Below are 21,167 nucleotides of genomic sequence, written 5' to 3'. Positions count from 1 at the left end.
ATGGGCGCCGCCAAGGCGGGCGATAGCATCGTCAACGCCGCCGACATCCACATCGTGCTGGTGCCGAGCCCGGGCGGCCCCGTGCCGACCCCGCAGCCGTTCCCATTTTCCGGCAAGATCGCCAGCAAGACCAGTCTGAACGTGCGCATCAACGGCAGGCCTGCGGCGACGGTCGGCTCGATGGCCAGCAATGTGCCGCCGCATATCGCCGCCAGCGGCCAGTTCCAGGAGCCGCCCACCAATCTTGGGCGGGTGATGCTTGGCAGCCTGACGGTGCGCATCAACGGCAAGGGCGCCGCGCGCGCGGGCGACCTGTGCGAGACTTGCCACGACCTGCCGCCGGCAGGTCCGCAGGTGCCGCCGCCGGCCGTGCAGGTGGCGGGCATGAGCACCGTGAGGATGGGCTAGCGATGGCCGCCGGCGCCGATTTCCTGGGCCAGGGCTGGGCGTTCCCCGTGCAGGCCAGCGGCGGGCGCGTGCTGTTCGCGGCCGGCGCCGGCGACATCGCCGAGGCCATCCTGATCATCTTGCAGACGGCGCCCGGCGAACGGGTGATGCTGCCGGCCTTCGGCTGCCGCATCAACGAGCTGGTGTTCTCGGCCGGCAATGCCAGCGCCAGCAGCCTGGCGCAGCTGTACGTCAAGCAGGCGCTGGACCGCTGGGAGCCGCGCATCCAGGTCACCGGCGTGGCCGCCCTCATCGATGCGCAGCAGCCCAATTGCCTGCGGGTGTCGGTCGATTACCTGATCCGCTCGCACAACCAGCCGGCCAATCTGGTCTATCCATTCTTTCTCAAATAAGCCAGGACATACGCATGGACATGCAATTGCTCGACGACCGCCTTGCCGAATTGAAAAGCAACGAAAGTGCGGGACAGGCGCAGCTGCAGGCGCTGCAGGACGAGTACCATGAGCGCAGACGCCAGCTCCAGGCAACCTTGCTGCGTATCAGCGGTGCCATCCAGGTGCTGGAAGAGCTGCGCGCGGAAGTGGCAGGCGAGCCGCGTCCATGACTTCCCCGATGCTCGACTTTCGCGATGCAGAGCAGTTTTATGCGCAGACGCTGGCGCTGGCCAAGGCCTACGTTCCCGAATGGAGCGACTTCTGGAATACGCTGCCGCCAAGCGCGTCGGACGTCGACCAGGATCCGGGACTGGTGCTGCTGAAGCTGTTTTCGCAGCTGGCCGCCTACACGGCCGATATCGAAAACGCCATGCCGGAGCAGCGCCGCCTGGGTTTTTTCCAGTTCATGAACATGCAGTTGCGCGCGCCGCTGGCGGCGCAGGCGCCGTTGCGCTTCCTGCTCAAGGCCGGCCAGCCGGCGGCGACGGTGCCGGCACAGTGCGCGGTGCTCGATGGGCAAGACCAGACGATCCGCTTCCAGACCAACGAGACGCTGCTGGTGCTGCCCGCCACGCTGTCGGCGGCGATGACGGTCATCCCGGCGCAGGATCAGTTCATCGATGCCTTGCCCGGCCTGCTCGGGGACCAGGCCGGGGTGCCGATCTTCGTGGCCAGCCAGCAGGCCGATCCGGCCGAACAGCCGCTCGGGCACTGGTTCATGATGGGCGATCCGGTCCTGTTCAAGCCTGACGATACGTTGCAAAGCATCACCGTCAGCCTGACCGGCAAGCAGCTGTACCCGGAATATTTCGGACAATGGTTCGATGGCGCGCTGACGCCGCTGACGACGCAATTGACGAGTTCATCATCGTCGCGCCAGCTCGACATTGTGCTTGGCATGACGCCGCGCGCGGCCGCGGTGCCGCTGGCGCAGCTGCAGCGGCAGTTGTACCGGGCGGGCGAGCCGGGCGCCGGTTTCGATGCCGCACCGTTGAACGGCCAGGATGGAGAAGCGCAATACTGGCTGCTGGTCAAGCCCGCGCCGCAGGTCAAGGTGCTTGCCTCGCTGGCCCCGCAATTGCCCGTCATTACGGGGGTGAACTGCACCTTCAAGGGCAAGGCCATCGTGCCGCAGCAGGCCGCCTGCAATGGCGTGCTGCTCGATATCGCGAATGGCGCCTATCCGTTCGGCGAAACGCCGAAAACGAACGATGCGTTCTACCTGCGCTCGGACAGCGTGTTCGCCAGGACCGGCGCCCTGGTGACGATTCATTTCACGCTCGCGACCTTGCAGCACACCTTTGCGGTGCGGCTGGTCTGGCAATTCTGGGACGGTTTGCAATGGCGCGCCTTCAACGCCACCACCACGGACGCCGCCACCTACCAGTTCGTCGACAGGATCAATAATTTTCAGTATGACAACCCGGACGGCGCGACCTGCATCCAGTTCGCCTGCCCGCAATTCGGGCCGGGCACCGTGGCGGGCTCCGAGGGGCTGTGGCTGCGCTGCGTGATCGCCGAAGGCGGCTACGGGCAGCAGGGCGGCATTGCCAGCACCAGCGTCAGCGCCACCATCGACGCCATTCCCGCGGATGTCATCGACCAGGCGCAAAAACTGGGGGTGAGCAAATACCTCAACGACGTGGCCGGCGTCAACTTCAGCTATACGATTTCCCAGCCCAGCTACTACCCGCCATTCGTGCTGTCGGCGCGGATCGAGTACAGTTTCGCGGCCAAGCCGCAGAGCTTCTGGAGCTACAACGCCTTCACCCTGAGCCGTTTCCTGTTCAGCCCGTTCAAGCCGGTCGACGCACTGCTGACCGGCTTCTATTTTGCCTTCGACGACGCGGGATTCGCTGCCGCCTGCGTGGGCAACAAGCTGGTGCTGTATTTCTATCTGCAGCAGGAACAGGCCGCCCGCGGGCGCACCCTGCAGTGGGAATACCACGACGGCCAGCAGTGGCGGGCGCTGGCGGTGGACGATGCCACCTATGGCTTGAGCCGCTCCGGCCTGGTCGGCTTCGTGGTCCCGGCCGCAATGCAGGCGGCCTACCTGTTTTCGCAGACGGCGTTCTGGTTCCGCATCAACAACGCCCATGTCGACCGTACCATCCGTCTGTATGGCATGTATCCGAACACGGTCATGGCGTCGAACCTGACCACGCTGGTCGATGAAGTGCTCGGATCGAGCAACGAGCAGATGTTCCAGCAGTTCACGCTCGACTTTCCCCCGGTGCTGGCCGACGTGCTGGTGTGCGTGATCGAACCTGCCGGGCTCATGGCGGGGCGGGAGCCAGGGGCCGCCGAGTTTGCCGACGCGGAGCTGGCGGAGGTGCGCGTGGGCGCCGGCGAGGTGGCGCGGCGCTGGACCCAGGTGGAGAACTTCGCCTTCAGCGGTCCGACCGACCGCGTGTATATGCTCGACTATGCAAACGGGCTGCTGACGTTCGGCGATGGCTACAACGGCATGATCCCGCCGCCCGGTCACAACAATATCGTGGCCATCCGCTACCACCACACGCAAGGGCTGGCGGGCAACGTGGGCGCTGGCGCGCTGACGGTGCTGCGTCCCGGCATCGCCAACATCGCCGCGGTGGACAATCCCGCCCCGGCGGGCGGCGGGGTCGGCTGCGCTACGCGGGCCGAGCTGGCAGCCACCAGTCCCGCGCTGGTGCGTGCGGGGGGCTGGGCCGTGCAACTGCAGGATTTCACGGCCCTGGCCGGCGCCGCCAGCGCCCAGGTGGCTCAGGCGCGCGCCGTGGAGGCGGAAGGCAATCTCATCCGCATCGCGGTGCTGCCCCTGTCCACCGATCCGCTCCCGTACGCCAGCCCGGCGCTGCTGGACCAGGTGGGCATTTATGTCAGGCAATACTGCCTGGCGGCGCTGGCCGAGCGCATCGGCATCGAGGCGGCGCGCTATGTCCCGGTGTCCGTCACGGCACAACTGGCCATGCGCATCGCGCCCGACCAGATACAGGCCGAACAGGCGCGCATCGCGGCGCTGCTGCGCGCCTATTTCCAGCCGGTGTATGGCGGCCCGCCCGGCCAGGGCTGGCGTTTCGGCCAGACCGTGCAGGCGTCCGCCATCCCTGTGCTGTTGCGCAGCCTGCCCGGCGTGACCGCCGTGCTGGGCCTGAACGTGAATGGGCGCCAGGATGGCAACGTCGCGCTGGCGCCCACCGAGCTGCCCGTCGCCGGCAGCATGCTCGTGTATATTTCGGCGGTGTAGCCCATGGCCTTCGAACTGCCCGACCTCGACCGCAAGAGCTACCAGGAACTGGCAGCCGACCTGGTGCGCCGGATTCCGCAGTATACGCGCCAGTGGACGGACTACAACGATAGCGATCCGGGCATCACCCTGCTGCAATTGCTGGCCTGGCTGGACGAGTCGCTGCTGTTCCAGGCCAACGCGATTCCCGTGCAGACGGACGAGAATTACCTGCGCTGGGTGCTGGGCCTGGCCTTTTCCGGCAACCAGACCCCCTACAGCCTGGCCGCCGCCGCCAACCACGACGCCGCCTTCCTGGCCTTGCAGCAGGTGCTGGCGCAGCTCGAGCAGGGCATCGTGTTGAACAAGCCGACGCTGCAGCGCTATGTGCTGGCCTATGTCGGCCATCCCTACATGGCGCTGACCCTGTCGAATATCGAGGCGCTGGCGCTGGAAACGAATCAGGTCATTGCTCAGCAGGCGGCGGGCGCCGCCGCGGGCAGCGCCGCCCCCACGCCACTGCTGGTGCGGCGCGCGTACGCGCAGAGCGCGGGGCAGGGCAGCGTCGCCTGGATACTCAGCGATGCGCAATGGCGCTACCAGTATCCGCCATATCCGAACCAGGCTGGCAGCGGCAGCAGCGGCACGCGGCGCAAGGTGCTGATGATCGAGGCGTCCGATGACGCGGCGGCCGAGCGTGCCTTGCTCACGGCCGTGAACACCTACCTGGCGCCGCGCGTGATCGCCGGCAACCGTGTCCAGGCGCGCGCGGCCCAGTTCACCGATATCAACGTGACGCTCGTCGCCGGCTGCGCGCCGACGGTGCGCCTGGATGTCACGCTGGGCCTGCTGTTCGCGCGCCTCTTCGCCTACTTCCTGCCCGGCGCAGGGGGGGCGGCCGGCCAGGGCTGGCCATATGGCGAGGCTCCCACCGAAGCGGCGCTGCGCCAGCTGATCCTGGCCATGCCGGGCATCGAGTCCATCGACGGGCTGCTCTTCGATTTCATCCCGACCCTGGTGCTCGACCGCATGGCCGTGCTGGACGTCAACGCCCAGCTTGCCGATCTGCCGCCCGGCACGCCCGCAATGTTTTACCGGGGCTTGCCGCGCCTGCGCTGCCTCGATGTCAGCGTCAGGAGCAATGCCGCATGAGCGCGCCATCGAGCTACCTGCGCTACCTGCCTGCCGTGTACAGCACCACGCAGCCGGCTTTTCTCGCGCAGTACCTGAAGATTTTTGAAAAGATACTGACAGGCATCAATGACGCCGAGCTGGGCGGGCGCAAGGGCATCCATGAACTGCTGCAGGCGGACGTCATCGGCAACCTGTTCTATCCGCGCCTGAGTTTCCTGTTTCCTCCCTCGGACACGGCTTTCATTCCGCCCATTTCAGGCGCGACGGCAAAGCAGGAAACGGCCATCCTGGCCGACCTCGACACCTACATCCAGGTGCCCGCGCCCGGCGATCCGCTGGCCGGCTACGTGGCCGCCGCGCCGGGCGCATCCGACCCGAGCGCCCCCATCGAGGCCTGGCTCGACGATTTCCTCGCCTGGCTCGGCGGCTGGGTCGCGCTGGCGGTCGACAATGACTGGGATATCGACCAGAAGCGCACCGTGATCGCGGAGATCATGGCCCTGTACCGCCTGCGCGGGACCTTGCAGGGGCTGAGCATGCTGGCCAATCTGCTGCTCCAGCTGCCGCTGGCCATGCGCGGCCAGCAGCAGGACCCTGGCGGCAAGTGGATCGCCATCGACGGCACCTTGTCGGTGACGATCAGCGCGCCGTCCGCGCCCGACATCATGGCAAGCGACCTGGCCAGCAGCGCCTTCATCGTGCGCGACACCTACGCGAGCGGCGCGCCCGTCGTGGCGGGCTACCTGCCGTGGCTGTTCAACGTGCAGCTGGTGCTGCCGAACGCGCACAACCCGCTGTTCATCCTGACGAGCGCCAACGTGGCGCAGATCGAAGCGCTGTGCGGCCGGCTCGAACAGTTCCTGCGCGTCATGAAGCCGGCCGCCAGCAACTACCTCATCACGATCGTGCCCAGCATGCAGCTGCAGGCGGAAGGTTATGCCACCGCGCTGGGCGTCAATACCTTACTGGGCCAACAAGGAATCAAGACATGAGCAGCATCATCAAGGCGGATGTCGCCACCCACCTGAACTACCAGACCGGCATGTTCCTCACGTCGGACTACATGACGCTCGAACAGAATTACTTCAGCAACTGGTTCTGGCTGCAAAACCAGTTCCTGTTCTCGCCCGGCGTGCTGAACGGCATGCTGGTGAGCCAGGCCGGCAATACGCTGGCCGTCAGCCAGGGCGTGGCCTTCGACGCCGCCGGGCATTTGCTGATCCTGCCGTCCGGCGGGACGCCGCTCACGCTGCCATCGGACGCCAGCAATCCCATGCTGGTGTACGCCTGCTATCCCGACACCAGCGCCTCGACGGCCAACGTGGTCAACGAGGCAGCCCAGTTGCTTGCCGCGAAGAGGGTGCCCGACAATGGCGTGCTGCTGGCGACCGTCACGCTCGACGCCCACAAGGCCATCGTCAGCGTGACGGACAGCCGCGTCCCGGTGACGAGCCTGTTGCCGGCCCCGCTGGGGACGGTGAAGGCGAATGCCGCGCCCGACACCTTTCTGCAGGGCACGCTGGCAGTGCCGGCGGCCCAGTTGCAAGGCGCGGGCGCCAGCACCAGCGTCACCGTCCCTTTCTACGCTACGCAGCAAGATGCCTTCAGCACCCCGCCTACCGTAATGGTGACGGTGGGCGGCAGCGTTCCGTACGCCACCGCCGTCGCCTCCGGCACGGCGCAGTTCGTCGTCACGCTGCTGGCGCTGCAGGCCGCTGGCGGCAGCGGCGATATCGCATTGTCGTGGATCGCCATCCCCGGCACCAGTTCCGTTTCCAGCGCCAGCATCCGGGAAAAACCATGAAACAGCCACGTGTCGAACGGCCCAATTATTTTTCGGGCGAAGCCTTGCTGACGGACGATTTTCGCTGCGAGCAGCAGTACCAGATGGACATGCTGGCGGCGCGCAATGTCAGCCTGTATCTGTATGGCATCGCGCACGGTCTCGAGGTTGCTGCCTCGGCGGATGGTGAGCCAAGCCAGCTCGAAGTGTCGCGCGGCATGGCGATCGATGCCCTGGGCCGGCAGATCATCCTGCTCGAGCCGGCCGTGCTGACGTTCGATCAGCTGGCCCCTGGTGCAAGCTATTTCATCACCATCAACTATTTCGACGTGTTCGCCGACCTTAGCGACGAGAGCGGCACGGCCGGCTACAAGCGCATCGTGCAGCAACCGCAGATCCAGTATCTGCGCAATCTTGACCAGCCCGGAGTGAACATTTTGCTGGCGGTCATTTCCCTGACCACCGAGGGCAGCATCAACAGCCTGACCTACAAGTCCGGGCGCAATGAGCGCCGCTATGTGGGCACCAGCGTCGGCTCCGTCAATTTCGTCACGGAAGGGGCGGGCGTGAACCAGGCCGTTTCCACCCCATCCAACATGGGCGGCGCCACGCTGCGGACGGACTACGCCAGCATCAGTGCGCGCCGCGAAGGCAGCCGCGCCGACGACTATTACCTGGAGTTCGACGCCCCGCGGGGGCAGTTCATGGGTTTGCTCACGGCACGCAACAACCTTGGCGTGGGGACCGACCATCCGGTGGCCAACCTGCAAATCGACGCCGTGACCTTCAAGGGCAAGGGCACAATCAGCTGGGATAACCAGCTGGTCACCTTCTCGGATGCGCCCTTGCCGTTCCTGCAGGTAGGCGACCAGCTCATCGCGGACCCTTCGGTGCGCATGGGGACGGCCCAGCGCCGCACCGTCAGCAAGATTGTCCAGGATGGTTTGCAGGTGCAGATCGATGCTGCCTTTTCGCCCACGACGATGCCGGCACCCGGATCGGGCTACACCTACATGCGCTCGGCCCTGGCGCGTTTTGCGCGCAGCGACAGCACCTTGCTGCAGGTAAGCCTGGACGGATCGATCGGCCTGGGCGTGCAGGCGCTGGCCAAGGGGGGATCCGCCAGTTCCGGGCCGAATGCCCTGGTCATCGGGCCGGACCGCAGCGTCGGCATCGGCCTGAGCGAAGGCGCGCCGCGCGCCGCCCTCGACGTGCAGGGGCAGATCCTGGCCGACAGCCTGACTGCCAGCGGCGCCATCAAGGCACAGAGTTTCGAGGGCAACGGCTCGAAGCTGCAGGGCATGGCCATGCTCAGCTACTGGACCAAGGAGTCGCCGGGGCAGGCGGCGAGCCGGCTGTTCTACGCTGGTGGCAACGTCGGCATCTTCGATCGCAGCCCGGCTGCCTCGCTGAGCGTGGGCGGCGGCAGCGCCTTCATCGGCAATGGCGTCATCAGTTCGATCAGCGCCAATGTCGTGCAGGGCTACAACACCACGTTCCAGGACCAGGTCAAGGCCGGCGACCTGATCGCCATCGGCACCCTGAACCAGCAACAGGCGGTGCTGGCCAAGACGCCTGTCAGCGATACGGAACTGGTCCTGACGACACAGTTCGAAATTCCCGTCATCAATTCTCCCTATAGTTACCTGCTGTCGGGCACGTTTGCGCCCGTCGCCGGCACCGGCAAGGTCAGCAGCAATGGCACGACCATCACGGGCACGGAGGGCACCACCTTTACCGCCTTGTCGGCCGGCGACACCCTGCTGATTCCCCGCTTCAACCCGGTCGCAGTGCAGGTGCAGAGCGTCGCGCAGGTTGCCAGCGATACGCAATTGACCTTGTCCGCCCCGTATGTCGGAAAGGTCGACAGCCTGCCTTACCAGCTGCAGGGGGCCGACGGCGTGAAGAAGGACGGGGCAGGGACCATCAGCATCGATGCGGCCACGCCGACCATGGTCACGGGCACTGGCACCGCTTTCCTGAGCGCGGCGAAGGCGGGCGACCAGCTGTTCGCCGCGGCCGATCCGCAGACACTGCCGCGAATGCTGCGCGTCGGCTCGGTCGATAGCCAGACCCAGCTGACCTTGCTGGCGTCGGGCGACGCCGGCGCGCCCCCGCTTGCGGCCGCCAATTCGGCTTACATGGTCAGCGCGGGCCTGCTGGCCCAGTTCAAGGCCAACGACGACAATGCCATCCTGGCGCCCGACGACGAGGCGGCGCTGGCGCCGGCCATGCTCATCGTCAGCAATAGCAATGCAAGCAACGCCAATACGGTCGGCATCAATGTGCCCCTCGCCAATGTCGATGCGCGCTACGCCCTGCAGGTGAACGGTCCCGTCAGTTTTGCCAGCGGCTCGGCGACCTTCGACGATCTGACGGCCAACACCATCTGGGCCCGGGAGTCGGTGGCCATCGGCGGTACCGGCTTTGCCGCCGGCGCCAGTCTGTTCAGCGTGGCGGCGGTGGGCGGCGCGGCGCCGACGCTGGCCGTCGTTTCCGCCGAGGTGGCGGTGACGGGCGGCTTGAATGTCACCGGCGACGTCAAGATCGCCGGCAACGTCACGGCGACGGGCACGCTGCAGGCGGGCACGCTGGCGGGCGATGTGCTCGGCGAGCGGGCGCAATATCACAATCCGTCGTTTCCTTTCAAGCAGCTGGCGGCGAGCGACGGCATCCTGATGGCTTTCATGGGGACACTGACGCTCGATTCGCCGCCACCGGCATTTTTTGGCGTCTTGCAGGGAGCGACGGTCGACGCCGGCGGCCAATCGACCAGCGCCACGTATGTCACGGCCTTCACCAAGCCCGTGACCGTGAAAACAGGGAAGAAGAGCGCCACGACGTACAACGTGCCCGTTCCTGGCGTGTTTACGCTGCCGGTGAGGCAGGGCGAGACGTGGGAGGTCAAGCTGATCACCAATCAAGATGCAGGCGAGACGCCGCCCGATGTGGTGCTGACCTGGATACCCGCCGCTGCCGGCGCAGCGGCGTTGGGCGCGGTCACGGTGAGGCCGGACATCAACCCCAACCGGCTCATGGCGGACTCGTTCCTGAAGCTGCAGGAGCGTCTGGCCAGCGGCCAGGTGCCAGGCACGGTCACCGCCACTGCCCAGGAAGTGATCGATGGCCGCGTCAACGACCTGACCCAGATCTTTGGCGATGTTACCCACATGAGTTCCGACGAGGAAGAGCGGGCGCAGTTCGTGCGCGACCTGCAAAAGATCGTCTGCTCGCCAGCCCTGCCTGGCGAAGCCGAGGTCGTCAAGCCGCTCGATCCGCAGGCGGTCCAGGATTTGATCGACACCTTCGGCAAGGCCAGCGGCCACAGCTTTACCGATGAGCAACGCGGCCTGCTCCAGGCCGGCGTCGAGGCGCTGGTGCAGATCAACGACAGCGAGGGCAGCCGCGCCGATCTGAATTTGATCAAGAAAAATATCGGCTTGTTCATCGGCAACGTCCAACAGGCGCTGGGCATCGAATTCAGCAACACCGACACGCGGTTGCTGACGCGGGCGCTGGTGCGGCTGGTCGGCGACGGCAGGCAGAACGATATGTGAAGCATTTTCGCACTTGCCGGACACGGCAGGACATTTGATGTTGCATCTCACCATGGAGTTGTCATGAAACGTAACCATAAACATTGCAATGACTTCGGCGCACGCACCACTTATTCGCAGGCAGACCTGGTCGAGGGCGTCTTCAGTACGGTGGCCGCCAGTGACGGCTTCGTGATGGCCAGCATCGGACAGCCGACCATCACCGCCGCTTACCTGGGCATGCTCGAGGGGAGCACCATCGACGCCGGCGGTAGCATGACCAGCCACGCCTATGCCACCGGTTGCACCCAGGCGGTCACGGCGTCATCCGGCAAGAAAGGCGCGCACACGTATTTCATCCCCTTGCCAGGGAATTTCACGATGACGGTGCGGGCCGGTGAAACCTGGAAGATCCAGTTGACGGCCGAGCCGGCGATCGGCCCGGCGCCCCTGGTGGAGTTTGTCTGGACGCCGGAGAACGCCAGCTCGATCGCGCTGGAAACCCGTCCCAGTCCCACGGCGGCGGCCATGGCGCAGTTGCGCGAAGAGGTCGCGTCGGGCCGATTGCAGGAAAACCTGCTGGCCTCGGCCCAGCGCACGATCGATGAACGGGTGGGCGACTTTGCCCATGTGTTCGGCGATGCCACTAAGATGAGCAATGACGCGGGCGACCGGACGCGCTTCGTGCAGGGCCTGCAAAAAATCGTCTGCAGCGCCAGGCCCGCGGGCCAGCCCGTCGACAACCGTGTCGACGAGGCCGACCTGGCCAGCCTCGTCGCCACCTTCGGGCAGGCTACCGGGCGCAACTTCGGCGTGGAACAGACGGATTTGCTCAAGGACGGCATCCGCGCGCTGGTGAAAATCAATGAAAATGCGGCCAACCGGGGCGACTTGGGCCTGATCGATGCCAATGTGCGCCTGTTCCTCGACAATGTGCAGCGCGCCACGGACATCAGCCTCGACAGCGGAGACCGGCGCCTGCTCACGCGTGCCCTGGTGCGCCTGGTGGGCGACGGACGCCACGGCTGATGCCCGTTCCGGTCTTCCCCTTGTTGGACGAGGCCGCCTGCGACGATTGGGTCTTGCGGGTGTCGCTGCTGGCACGCCACTGGCGGCGGCGCCATGCCGCGGTGCCCTTTTATTCACTGGGGCTGGCGGCCTACCTCGACGCAGGGGCGGGCCGGGCCGGCCCGTACTGGGACCGGCCGGAGCGCGAACGCAGCAACCGCCTGATCGCGGCCCATTTCGGCGCGCTGCTGCAACTGGTGCTCGCCTGCCTGGAGCGCCATTGTGCGTTGCCGGCCCGGCTGGCGCCCGAGGCCGCCTGGCCCGGGTTTCATATTTACTTGCCGCATCCGGCTTTCACCGGGCCGGTGGCGAGCGTGCACCGCGACCTGCAGTATCGCGATGTGTTTGCTGGCCGGCATTTCGGCGCGCATGACCTGCTGAGTTTTACCTTGCCGCTGAGCGTGCCGGCGGGCAGCGGCCTGCATCTGTGGCGGCGCGAGGACGCGGAACCCGACTTCATCGCCTACCGCCACGGCCAGATGGTCGTGCACGACGGGCTGGCGACGCACCAGGCGGTGCTGGCCTGCGGCACGGGCGGCCTCGAGCGCATCACCATGCAGGGCCATGCGGTCCGCCTGGACGGACAACTCCTTTTGTATTGGTAAAAGCATGAATCCCGACCACTGCGCTGAAGAGATCGCATCCTTCCACCTGCCCGTGCTGACGCCGCTGCAATGCGCGGACGTCGTCGAGCGCCTGCTGGACCTGGAACCGTTCTGGCTCAGGCGCACCCGGCATTTCCCGATCCATACCCTGGGCGCGACGTATTACTACGATATCGTGGGCATGCCGGCGCGTCCGTACGAACGGCTGGCGCGTCAATACAATCCTTTCCTGCTGGACAATTTCGGCGAAGTCTACGACGCCTTGCTGGCAGCCCTGGGCGCCGCGCTGGGCCAGCCTGTCGCTTACCACCCGGCGCTTGCCTTGCCCGGCTTTCACCTGTTCGGCGGCCATCCCGCCCTGCGTGCTTCGGAAGACCTCGACCTGGTGCACGAGCAATGGCAGGGCGGACGCGAGACGGCCGACTTCCCGGGTAATCCCATCCACCTCGACCGCGGCCACCTGGCCGTCGGCCTGGGCGCGGCGCCGACGCTCTCGGTGACCTTGCTGATCGCCGCTGCGGGGCGGGGTGCCGGCATGAAGATGTGGCCGTTCGGACTCGAACGCACGGCCCATCTGGGCGAAAGCGACATCCTGGCCCTGCTGCAGCGCGAACCGTTCGAGCAGATCCATTACCAGACCGGAGCCGCCTTCATCCATTCCGGCCGTCGCTATCACCAGGCGCGCGGCTTCGATGGCGAGCCCGGAGACTATCGCATCACCTTGCAGGGGCATGCCGTTTGGCAGGCCGGGCAATGGCAACTGTTCTGGTGACACCATGTTCTTTCACAATGACCAGTTCCCCTTTGCAGCGCGCCTCGAGCAAGGCTGGGAAAGTGTGCTCGACGAATGTCTGGCGCTGCCACGCGCCGAATTCGACGCCTGGCCCGAAACGGGCCTGTACAACTGCGGCTGGGATGTCTATGGCCTGGTGCTCGCAGGCCGTCCGATGCTCGAGAACGCCATCTTCTGTCCCCGCACCGTGGCCCTGCTCGGCTGCATCCCTGGCCTGGTGACGGCCGGCTTTTCGCGCCTGGCACCGGGCACCGAGATTGCGCCGCACGTCGGTTATACGGACCGGGTGCTGCGCCTGCACCTGGGCTTGCGCAGTTCGCCCGAGTGCGCGTTGCGGGTGGGCGCGGCCGTGCGCCAGTGGCAGCCCGGGCGCTGCCTGGTCTTCGACGATACGCAGGAACATGCGGCGTGGAACCGGGGCGACACGGACCGCCTGGTGCTGCTGGCCGATTTCATGAAACCGGACGGGGTGTGAGGCGATGAGCGCGCTACCAGCCAATGCCGCGGCCGATAACGGTCCCTATGCGGATAATGCGGCCCTGCTGCAGGCGATGCGCGCGCTGGCGGAGAGCATCATCGAGTTCGCCCTGCTGGCGCGCCAGGCGCAGGCATCCGGGCCGGCCGAGCCGGCGTCCGGCGCCACTCTCGAGCGCCTGTACCGGCAAGCCAGTGCGCCCGGCGCGGGGAGCGCGGGCGGCGCCGATGCGGCGGCGCGGCTGGGCGCGCGCATCGAGCAGCAGTGGCAATTGCTGGGCCAGCGCGCGGCGGCCACCGTCGAAGCGCAGATTTTCATACCCTGGATCCATATTTGCGCCTTGTTCAACCTGGACCGGCCGCAACAGGAAGTCTTGCTGTTCGGTTTGTTGAGCGAAATCGAATGGCGCTATGGCGCCATCGTGCGCGCTTTCGGCAGCGACGACAGCGCCGCAGGCCGCGAAGGATGGATCGACCTGGCGGGCCTGGATGTCATGCTCGCGGCCGGCCGCAGCTCGCGTTCTGGCTTGCAACCGTGCCTGATGGCCGATGCCGCCTTGCTGTACTGGGAGCTGATCGTGCTGGCGCCGAACACCAACGCCGCCGGGCTCGATGGCGGCTATCGCCTGAGCGAGCCGATTGCCGCGTATCTGCTGGCTCAGGCCGCGCCGCGCCTGTGTCTCGAGCGCCCGCTGACCAGTCTGGAAAGCACGCTGGCGCTTGACGAGCACCTGGCCGACGCCCGGGTCCTGGCGCAACTGGCGCGCTTCGTCGAGCACTGCGGCCCCGAGCGCGCGCGGGCCGCCAGCCATGTGTTGCAACTGCAGGGGCCGGACCTGTGGCTGGCCCGCAGCCTGTGCGCGGCGACGTTCGCACCGATGGGCATGGCGTGCGTCGAACTCGACGGCAAGGAAATCTGGCAAGCCTATCTGAACGGGCAAAAGAACCGCCGCGCCTTGCTGGCGCGCCTGCGCTTGCTGTGCCGCGATGCGCTGTTGTGCAACCGCATTTTCGTGCTCTTGCATTGCCACTGGCTCGGCACGCAGGAAGGTGCCGACGACGATCTGCTCGACGAAGTCATGCATGTGCTGTTCGAGAGCCAGCCCTACCTGGTGGTCTTGAACGGCCCGGCGCGGCGGCTGTCCGACCTGGCCTTCCGCTACGGCCGGCACGCGGTGGCGGCCGTCCTGGTGCGCGTGCCCGCACCGGACAGCCGCTTGCGGCGTGCCGGCTGGCAGCGCCATGCGGGTGCGTTCGGCGTGGAGATCGACGATGCCTTGCTTGCCAAGCTGGTCAATCAATACCTGTTTACGCAGGAGCAGATCGTGCTGGCGCTGAAGGAGACGGCGAGCCGGCGCATGCTGCAGGCCGAAGGGGAGGAGGGCAGCGCCGGCGATCTGCTGCTCGACGCCTGCCGCGCGCAGAGCAACCGTGAACAGATGAGCGTCGCGCATGAAGTCAAGACCACCTACCGCTTCGGCGATATCGTCCTGCCGGACACCACCCGGCAATGGCTGCAGGAAGTGCTGCAGTATGCGCAGCAGCGCCATCAGGTCATCGAGGAGTGGGGTTTCAACCGCAAGAACGACCATGGCAGCAATCTGTGCATTCTGTTTTACGGCCCCTCCGGCACGGGCAAGACCATGGCCGCGTCGATCATCGCCAATGAACTGGGGCTGGGGCTGTACCGGATCGACCTGGCCAGCATCGTCAGCAAATACATCGGCGAGACGGAAAAACACCTGGCGCAATTGTTCGACCAGGCCGAGGCGATGAATATCGTGCTGTTCTTTGACGAGGCGGAGAGCCTGTTTTCCAAACGCACGGAGACGAAGGACGCGCACGACCGCTATGCCAATCTGCAAACGGGCTATCTGCTGCAGCGCATCGAAAGCTACACGGGAATCGTCATCCTGTCGACCAACCTGATGGCCAATATGGACAAGGCTTTCACGCGGCGCTTCAAGTTCATGATCGAGTATCCGTTTCCCGGAGGCGCGCAGCGCCTGCAATTGTGGCGCAGCGCCTTTCCGCCCGCCGTGCCGCTGGCCGGCGACATCGACTTCGAGCTGCTGGCCGAACGCGCGCCGCTGAGCGGCGCGAACATCAACAGCATCGCCGTGAGCGCCGCCTTCCTCGCGGCGGCCGAACGGCAGGCGGTGGGGCAGCGGCACTTGCTCAAGGCGATAGAACGCGAGTACCACAAGCTGGGCAAGGTGTTTTCCCCGGACGATTTCCGCTGGAACGACGATGCGTAGCGCCAGGACGGCGCGGTGCAGGCGGGCGCCAGGAGGGGCGGCAGATGGAACATGAGCGCCTGCGGCGCAAACCTCCCGCGACAGCACACACGGCAGCGCCCAGCGGGCCGGATAGCTTGCCGCGGCGTCGCGCCGATGGCGGCACGGCCATGCAGCCGTACCGCTATGCGCGCAGCCCGGCCAGCCTGCCACGGCAGCCAGAGCCGGCGGTTACCATGGGCGCGCAAGGCTCGCCCGCCTTCCGCGCCATCGCGGCGGCGATGGGCGAGCAGCATGGCATCGATACGTCGTCGCTGCGCGCCACGCACAATTCGCCGTTTCCCGCCACCGTGGATGCCGAGGCAACCTTGCAAGGCAATAAGGTCCATTTTGCGCCCGGCAAGGATAGCGAGCCGAACATCAAGCACGAGGTCGGGCATCACATCATCAATGTCTTGCGGGGGACGCCGCCCCGGGCCGACGGCCGCGTCAACGGGCAAGCCGTCAACACGAGCGACGAGGCGGGTGCTGAACGCCTGATGCGCCAGCCGCTGCAACGCCGGACAGGGCCGTCCCAGCCGCTCGCCGCAAGCGCGGACATCCAGGCCAATGCGCCCGTGCAGCGCACGATAGGCGATGCGAAACGCTATATCACACGCAATGAGTTATGGCGGCAGGGCCGCAACGACGTGTTTTCCCTGCTGGCAGAGCTGTACTGGGAAGACTCTGCCGAGTATGTGGAGATCTATCGGGAACTGATGAAGAATCTCCCTGACTTTCCTGGTCCGGCCACGGATGGCTGGGATCCCGTGACCTCCGTTGACGCGGAAATGTTTCTGGAGGAAGAGATCGCGAAATTGGGCGCCCTGTATGGCGACATGCCGGAAGGCGTGCGCGACAGAGTCATTGATTGGAGCGGCAAGGTGTCGCGGCAGGGACTGGCGCGCAGGAAAGAGAAGAGCTCGGATGGCGCCAGGAAGCGCTCCAAGATGATGCATGCCGCAGGCGACAGCCTGAAGCTGTACCACGCCAAGACGGCCCCGACCACCACGAAGCAGCCGCCTGGAGGCCAGGGGACGAGTACGTACTTCAACCTGAATCAGTCCGACTATTTCCGCTCCAGTGCCGCCAATGTGCAAAAAAGCATACTTGATCTGTCAGCAGGCAACAAGCGTGGTGATGCCGGGTTCGTTAATGGCTTGTCCAAGATCTATAAACCCGTCAAGCAGAAGACGCGGCGCAAGAAGAAGGGATCATCGGCTTTGCTGAACAAGCCTGTCGCGCGCGACGAGGGAAGTCCGTTCGGCATCATCGATTATCTGAACAAGGGGGGGCAGGGGCATCCCGGTCCCAAGCTGGGGACGGAGATCAACAGCTTTAGCTACAATCTGTTGATGGAAAACTCGGGCGTCAGTACCTACTTACCTGCGATCGATAGTGGCACTCCCAAGCAATATCTTGATCGGGATGACTACCTTGCCGAGGCAACTCTCCTGGTCGATCATGATTTTGATACGCCGCAAGACTACGAGTCGGAATTGTTGGGGCATTATCGGCAAATCGTGGATGGGGCAAAGCGGATTTACGGGGAGCAGGATTGCCAGTTCGAGCAATACAAGCTGAAACTTGTGTACGCTGGCATGGAGGGCGAAACGAGTTTCTTCTCTTATCCGGCCGTTATCTTTGAAATTCAGGAGAAGGTAAATCTGCGGGAAACTGTTCCGACGATCAAGCAGGGAATTATTGATAAATGGAACGCGATAAGCACGGTAAAAATGACCGAGCGGCAAAGTTTTGGTTTTTTGTACCCCACCATCAGCGATCTTGAAAAATCGATCCGGATATGGCCAGGGCAGTATCAGATCAAGGGATTTCTTGACACGCTTCAGCAAGTGATACACCCGCACGCTCAAGCGGCGCGCAGCGGACGCAGGCGGGGCGGTGGCTTGTCGCAGCTGCAACACACGCTCCAGCGCACCATGAACCTTGCCAAGGGCGCGGTGGGCCGGGTGGTGACCAGCAACGACAAGGTTGAGGTTTTGCTCAATCGGATAGCGAGCAACTATGGCAAAGGGCTGCGCTTACTGGACCGCTGGCACAGCTGGCCGATCGACGTGTTGTTTGCAGAGGCGACGCAGGTCATTGAAAACATCAATGAGGCGGTACTCCACTTGTCGACGGAGTATGAGCAGAGCGAGGCCAGGGGGAAAATGGAAGCGGCTGTTTTGCGCCATTACACGGGTCCCGTCCAGCGTGCCGGCTATACCATTGCGTCGTTCTATCTCACCCATAGCGGGCAGCAAGGTTCGAGCAGCTCGATGATGTTTCATGGAGCGGATGCAGCCTTCCTGACGACGACAATCGAGAAAAGAGGGCCGGTGTATTTTGAAACCTTGACTCCCAAGGTGGGAGACCAGGCGCTCAGCCTGGTTGATCCTGCCTATAACTTTACCACCCAAAAAGAGGTGAAAGATTTTAGAAAGAAAAAGATTGGCGACGCGCAGATCTACGATATGACGAATATGGACCCAGCGGCGCTGCCTGGCCTGTTGGGGGGGAATACGCATGCCAAGGTGACGCTGTATGCAAGCTTTTCGAAACACTTCCAGTTCGGAACCGACAGCACCAATCTGGGCTTCGTCATGCATTTGCAAAAGACCGGGGATGAAGCGCCAGTCGATAGTTACGTGCCGAAGGGCGCGGTGTGGGATATCGGCTCAAAAAGGGTGTTGAAAAAACCAGCCTATGTGCCAGCCGTGCCATCTGCGCTCTACCATCACGCATCCTTGCTGCTCGATGCACAAACCGGCACGGGTAAAGTTGCCGGCAAGCGCAGGCGCAAGGAGGAAACGTGACAATCCCCGCCAGCAGAGCTGATCATGACGCGTGAACTTTTGCGGCGCAGGCCGCCCATGCCGCCCGCCACGGACACGCGCCGCACCCCTGCTGTCGTTCAGCGGCAGGGCGCGCACGGCGGCACCGCCATGGCGAACTTTCGCTATGCGCGCAGCCCGGCCGGCGGGCCTGCGCCCGATGCCAGGCGCGCGCCGCTGCCATCGCCGCTCAGGACCGGCATCGAGCAACTGTCGGGCATGGCGATGGACCGGATAACCGTCCATTACAATTCGCACAAGCCTGGCCTGGTGCAGGCGCATGCCTATGCGCAAGGCGGCGATATTCATCTGGGACCTGGCCAGGAGCGACACTTGCCGCATGAAGCCTGGCATGTGCTGCAGCAAAGGCAGGGCAGGGTGAAGCCCACGATGGCGGCGCACGGCATGGCCATCAACGATGACCGCGCGCTCGAGCAGGAGGCCGACCGGATGGGAAACCGGGCCATGAATGCCATGCCTGCGCAGACGGCAAGCCTGCCGGTTCCCGCGCCAGCTGCTTCCGGGCCGGCGGCCATGGTGGCGCAACGGGTCGTATTCAATGGCGTCGATTACAAGGACGATCCTAAGCACAACAACAGAACGATCATCAGCGATGCGCTCGATGCCATCATCGAGGCACAAAATGGCACGGTGCTCGATCCGGACAGCTGGATCAGTTGGGTCGATGCGATCAATGTCAAGTTGCAGGCCAGCGGCCCGACGAAGGCGGTACTGGCGGAAATTTCGCAGTTTTATCAGCAAGTGGCGGAGCTCAGTTTCAAGGTCAATCCCGTGCTGGCCGAGGCGTGGCGGCGTTGCCGCGACGCTACCTCGGACTGGAATAATTACAGCCAGGTGGGCGGAAAATTCAAGGACAGATTTACTGAGTTGCTGGACGAAATCAGCACGGATTTTCCTGCGCTGGCGGCCAAGGCGGGCACCGTCACGACCTTCAAGGTCAACAAGGAGCACATGGTCAACAAGGGCGCGAAATTCAGTGGCGCGCAAACCGATTTCGATAACCTGATGTATGCGGCCGCCCCACCAACAGGCTCGGCCGCTACCTTGTCGGAATTTCACAAGTCCCTCCATGCGATGAAACCAGGCACCGGGACGGTGGACTACAATGCGCTGCATCCGGATATCCGCAAGGTGATCGAAGCTGCGCAAAAGAAATACAATGAACACTTGATGGGTAAATTTGTTTAAGATCGATTGGAAAGCGAGCATGCCATGAAAACCATCCCTTCTGACGTGGCGCGGGCGCGCCTGGATCGCTCGGTCCGGCATCTGACATCATTGGGCCTGCCGCTTCCCCCAGCCCAATTGCCGTTGCCCCTGACATTGAGCGGGGCCGTGCGCAGCGCGCGCGAGACGGCGGGGCGCGCCATTTGCCTGTGCATGTGCGCCTCGCGCGCCGAAGGACTCGCGCCGGAGCTTGCCTCCGACCTGATCGCGGAGCTCGGGGCGGCGTTCGCATTGCGCCCCCTCGAAGCCGCATTTCTCGACCCGCAGACCGATCCGGCACAGCGGGGACCCGTGTTCCAGTGGGGCTTCGAGGCGTGCTGGACGCTGCTATGGGCCCTGGGCAAGGCCGGCAGTCTGGCGGCGCCGACGGCCACTTGCGATCCGCAGCACATCGCCGGCATGATCACTGGCGCCGGCTCGATCGATGCGCTGGCCGGGCCATTGCGCGGCGATGCGGAACTCCTCGATGCGCTTGACCTGAACACGCGCCTGCTGGCCGTTTGCCAGCAGGCGCGCTTCGTCAACGTTCCAGGTGGATTGATCGGGCAGGTCATCGCGCAGCGCCAGTTCGCCTTGCTGTGGCTGCTGGACCCGGCGGCTGTGCCATGGGAAGAGATCGAAGTGGCCGTTTGACCAGGCGCACAGGCGCTTGCTTCGCGCGTCCCGTGAAAAACTCGCTTCATGGCGTCGCGCCCCGCGCCGCCGTTTCGAAGCCAGGCTCCTGCTATCACATGGCCTTTTTTATGACATCCATTCCGGCGGTCGGGAGCGTGCCAATTCTCATGCGCCAAGTCAAATATCTCAACAATATCGAGGACAGGACCACCGAGCTATCAAGGGAGTGGGCAAGCCGATGCTTACCTTCAAATCAAGGTAATTCCTGCGGACAACGTCCTGTTCGGCTCGGAAATGAACGGTACCGTGCGCGGCACGCCCTGTATCACGAATGGGGACATCCCAGGGGACTGGCGCTTCATTGCGTCAGGGGCAGGAACGGTGGCAACGGTTCGGGGAGTCCCAAAGGATTCGAGGTAGAACCAGATGCGCATACGCCGGGATTGAATGATTCCAGCGCCAAGTTCTGGCCGCTGATTGGCCTGTTCATAGGGGATGTTGGCAGAACATGATAGCGCGGAAACCGGGCGCTGCGATCAGCGGCCTGTCTGTCAACGAACTGCGATTGCTGATTGGAGAAGGCCACCTATCATCGATAAGCGTTTTTTTAGGCTCTGTCCTCGAAAAATAGGGGAAATGCAGGAATCTTTCCTTGGCGCTGCTGTCTGACTCTGCATACCCGCCACACAGGGAGCAGACCATGCAGCCAGCCGAATGGATCAGCTTTATCGCGCAGTTTGCGCAGTTGAAC

At 64.5% G+C, this 21,167-nt stretch carries 16 protein-coding genes; all 16 read left to right on the top strand.

What is annotated here, in order from left to right:
* The 16 genes from ACZ92H_RS12400 (at position 1) to ACZ92H_RS12325 (ending at position 20,434) form a co-directional block, all read left to right on the top strand.
* Complete coding sequence (locus tag ACZ92H_RS12400) at positions 1-408, top strand: PAAR domain-containing protein (protein ID WP_465049570.1); 408 nt, start codon at positions 1-3, stop codon at positions 406-408.
* A gap of 2 nt (positions 409-410) precedes the next feature.
* The gene (locus ACZ92H_RS12395; RefSeq protein ID WP_131368848.1) at positions 411-800 is read left to right on the top strand and encodes a GPW/gp25 family protein; all 390 of its coding nucleotides are present in this window, start codon (positions 411-413) and stop codon (positions 798-800) included.
* A gap of 14 nt (positions 801-814) precedes the next feature.
* The gene (locus ACZ92H_RS12390; protein ID WP_465049568.1) at positions 815-1,012 is read left to right on the top strand and encodes a hypothetical protein; all 198 of its coding nucleotides are present in this window, start codon (positions 815-817) and stop codon (positions 1,010-1,012) included.
* Positions 1,009-4,071: a baseplate J/gp47 family protein gene (locus ACZ92H_RS12385; protein ID WP_465049567.1), complete on the top strand. Its 3,063-nt coding sequence runs from the start codon at positions 1,009-1,011 to the stop codon at positions 4,069-4,071. Before ACZ92H_RS12390 ends, ACZ92H_RS12385 begins: the two co-directional genes overlap by 4 nt.
* Positions 4,072-4,074: 3 nt before the next feature.
* Positions 4,075-5,202: a hypothetical protein gene (locus ACZ92H_RS12380; protein ID WP_465049565.1), complete on the top strand. Its 1,128-nt coding sequence runs from the start codon at positions 4,075-4,077 to the stop codon at positions 5,200-5,202.
* Positions 5,199-6,176, top strand: a complete 978-nt coding sequence (locus ACZ92H_RS12375) for a phage tail protein (protein ID WP_465049564.1) — start codon at positions 5,199-5,201, stop codon at positions 6,174-6,176. Before ACZ92H_RS12380 ends, ACZ92H_RS12375 begins: the two co-directional genes overlap by 4 nt.
* Entirely contained in the window at positions 6,173-6,988 is an 816-nt protein-coding gene (locus tag ACZ92H_RS12370; protein WP_131368852.1) for a hypothetical protein, read from the top strand. The genes ACZ92H_RS12375 and ACZ92H_RS12370 overlap by 4 nt, the downstream gene beginning before the upstream one ends.
* On the top strand, positions 6,985-10,524 hold the full coding sequence (locus ACZ92H_RS12365; RefSeq protein WP_465049563.1) for a hypothetical protein: 3,540 nt from the start codon (positions 6,985-6,987) through the stop codon (positions 10,522-10,524). Before ACZ92H_RS12370 ends, ACZ92H_RS12365 begins: the two co-directional genes overlap by 4 nt.
* Before the next feature lie 63 nt (positions 10,525-10,587).
* Positions 10,588-11,532 (top strand): hypothetical protein, encoded by a 945-nt coding sequence (locus ACZ92H_RS12360; RefSeq protein ID WP_131368854.1) that lies wholly within the window; start codon positions 10,588-10,590, stop codon positions 11,530-11,532.
* A complete protein-coding gene (locus ACZ92H_RS12355; RefSeq protein WP_465049562.1) occupies positions 11,532-12,176 on the top strand; it encodes a hypothetical protein in 645 nt (214 codons plus the stop codon). Before ACZ92H_RS12360 ends, ACZ92H_RS12355 begins: the two co-directional genes overlap by 1 nt.
* 4 nt (positions 12,177-12,180) lie before the next feature.
* On the top strand, positions 12,181-12,948 hold the full coding sequence (locus ACZ92H_RS12350) for a hypothetical protein (RefSeq protein ID WP_465049561.1): 768 nt from the start codon (positions 12,181-12,183) through the stop codon (positions 12,946-12,948).
* Between the two features lie 4 nt (positions 12,949-12,952).
* Positions 12,953-13,444: an aspartyl/asparaginyl beta-hydroxylase domain-containing protein gene (locus ACZ92H_RS12345; protein WP_465049560.1), complete on the top strand. Its 492-nt coding sequence runs from the start codon at positions 12,953-12,955 to the stop codon at positions 13,442-13,444.
* A gap of 4 nt (positions 13,445-13,448) precedes the next feature.
* Positions 13,449-15,701 (top strand): ATP-binding protein, encoded by a 2,253-nt coding sequence (locus tag ACZ92H_RS12340; RefSeq protein WP_465049559.1) that lies wholly within the window; start codon positions 13,449-13,451, stop codon positions 15,699-15,701.
* Positions 15,702-15,745: 44 nt separating this feature from the next.
* Positions 15,746-18,535 (top strand): hypothetical protein, encoded by a 2,790-nt coding sequence (locus ACZ92H_RS12335; RefSeq protein WP_465049558.1) that lies wholly within the window; start codon positions 15,746-15,748, stop codon positions 18,533-18,535.
* 24 nt (positions 18,536-18,559) lie between these two features.
* On the top strand, positions 18,560-19,762 hold the full coding sequence (locus tag ACZ92H_RS12330) for an eCIS core domain-containing protein (protein ID WP_465049557.1): 1,203 nt from the start codon (positions 18,560-18,562) through the stop codon (positions 19,760-19,762).
* A gap of 24 nt (positions 19,763-19,786) precedes the next feature.
* Positions 19,787-20,434: a DUF4272 domain-containing protein gene (locus tag ACZ92H_RS12325; protein ID WP_465049556.1), complete on the top strand. Its 648-nt coding sequence runs from the start codon at positions 19,787-19,789 to the stop codon at positions 20,432-20,434.
* Positions 20,435-21,167: the final 733 nt, after the last annotated feature.

The organism is Janthinobacterium foliorum (genome assembly GCF_978021625.1).
This window is presented reverse-complemented; position numbering and strand designations above follow the sequence as displayed.

Coding starts and splice junctions, on each gene's coding strand:
- ACZ92H_RS12400 (WP_465049570.1), top strand. CDS start 1: ATGGGCGCCGCCAAGGCGGGCGATAGCATCGTCAACGCCGCCGACATC.
- ACZ92H_RS12395 (WP_131368848.1), top strand. CDS start 411: ATGGCCGCCGGCGCCGATTTCCTGGGCCAGGGCTGGGCGTTCCCCGTG.
- ACZ92H_RS12390 (WP_465049568.1), top strand. CDS start 815: ATGGACATGCAATTGCTCGACGACCGCCTTGCCGAATTGAAAAGCAAC.
- ACZ92H_RS12385 (WP_465049567.1), top strand. CDS start 1,009: ATGACTTCCCCGATGCTCGACTTTCGCGATGCAGAGCAGTTTTATGCG.
- ACZ92H_RS12380 (WP_465049565.1), top strand. CDS start 4,075: ATGGCCTTCGAACTGCCCGACCTCGACCGCAAGAGCTACCAGGAACTG.
- ACZ92H_RS12375 (WP_465049564.1), top strand. CDS start 5,199: ATGAGCGCGCCATCGAGCTACCTGCGCTACCTGCCTGCCGTGTACAGC.
- ACZ92H_RS12370 (WP_131368852.1), top strand. CDS start 6,173: ATGAGCAGCATCATCAAGGCGGATGTCGCCACCCACCTGAACTACCAG.
- ACZ92H_RS12365 (WP_465049563.1), top strand. CDS start 6,985: ATGAAACAGCCACGTGTCGAACGGCCCAATTATTTTTCGGGCGAAGCC.
- ACZ92H_RS12360 (WP_131368854.1), top strand. CDS start 10,588: ATGAAACGTAACCATAAACATTGCAATGACTTCGGCGCACGCACCACT.
- ACZ92H_RS12355 (WP_465049562.1), top strand. CDS start 11,532: ATGCCCGTTCCGGTCTTCCCCTTGTTGGACGAGGCCGCCTGCGACGAT.
- ACZ92H_RS12350 (WP_465049561.1), top strand. CDS start 12,181: ATGAATCCCGACCACTGCGCTGAAGAGATCGCATCCTTCCACCTGCCC.
- ACZ92H_RS12345 (WP_465049560.1), top strand. CDS start 12,953: ATGTTCTTTCACAATGACCAGTTCCCCTTTGCAGCGCGCCTCGAGCAA.
- ACZ92H_RS12340 (WP_465049559.1), top strand. CDS start 13,449: ATGAGCGCGCTACCAGCCAATGCCGCGGCCGATAACGGTCCCTATGCG.
- ACZ92H_RS12335 (WP_465049558.1), top strand. CDS start 15,746: ATGGAACATGAGCGCCTGCGGCGCAAACCTCCCGCGACAGCACACACG.
- ACZ92H_RS12330 (WP_465049557.1), top strand. CDS start 18,560: ATGACGCGTGAACTTTTGCGGCGCAGGCCGCCCATGCCGCCCGCCACG.
- ACZ92H_RS12325 (WP_465049556.1), top strand. CDS start 19,787: ATGAAAACCATCCCTTCTGACGTGGCGCGGGCGCGCCTGGATCGCTCG.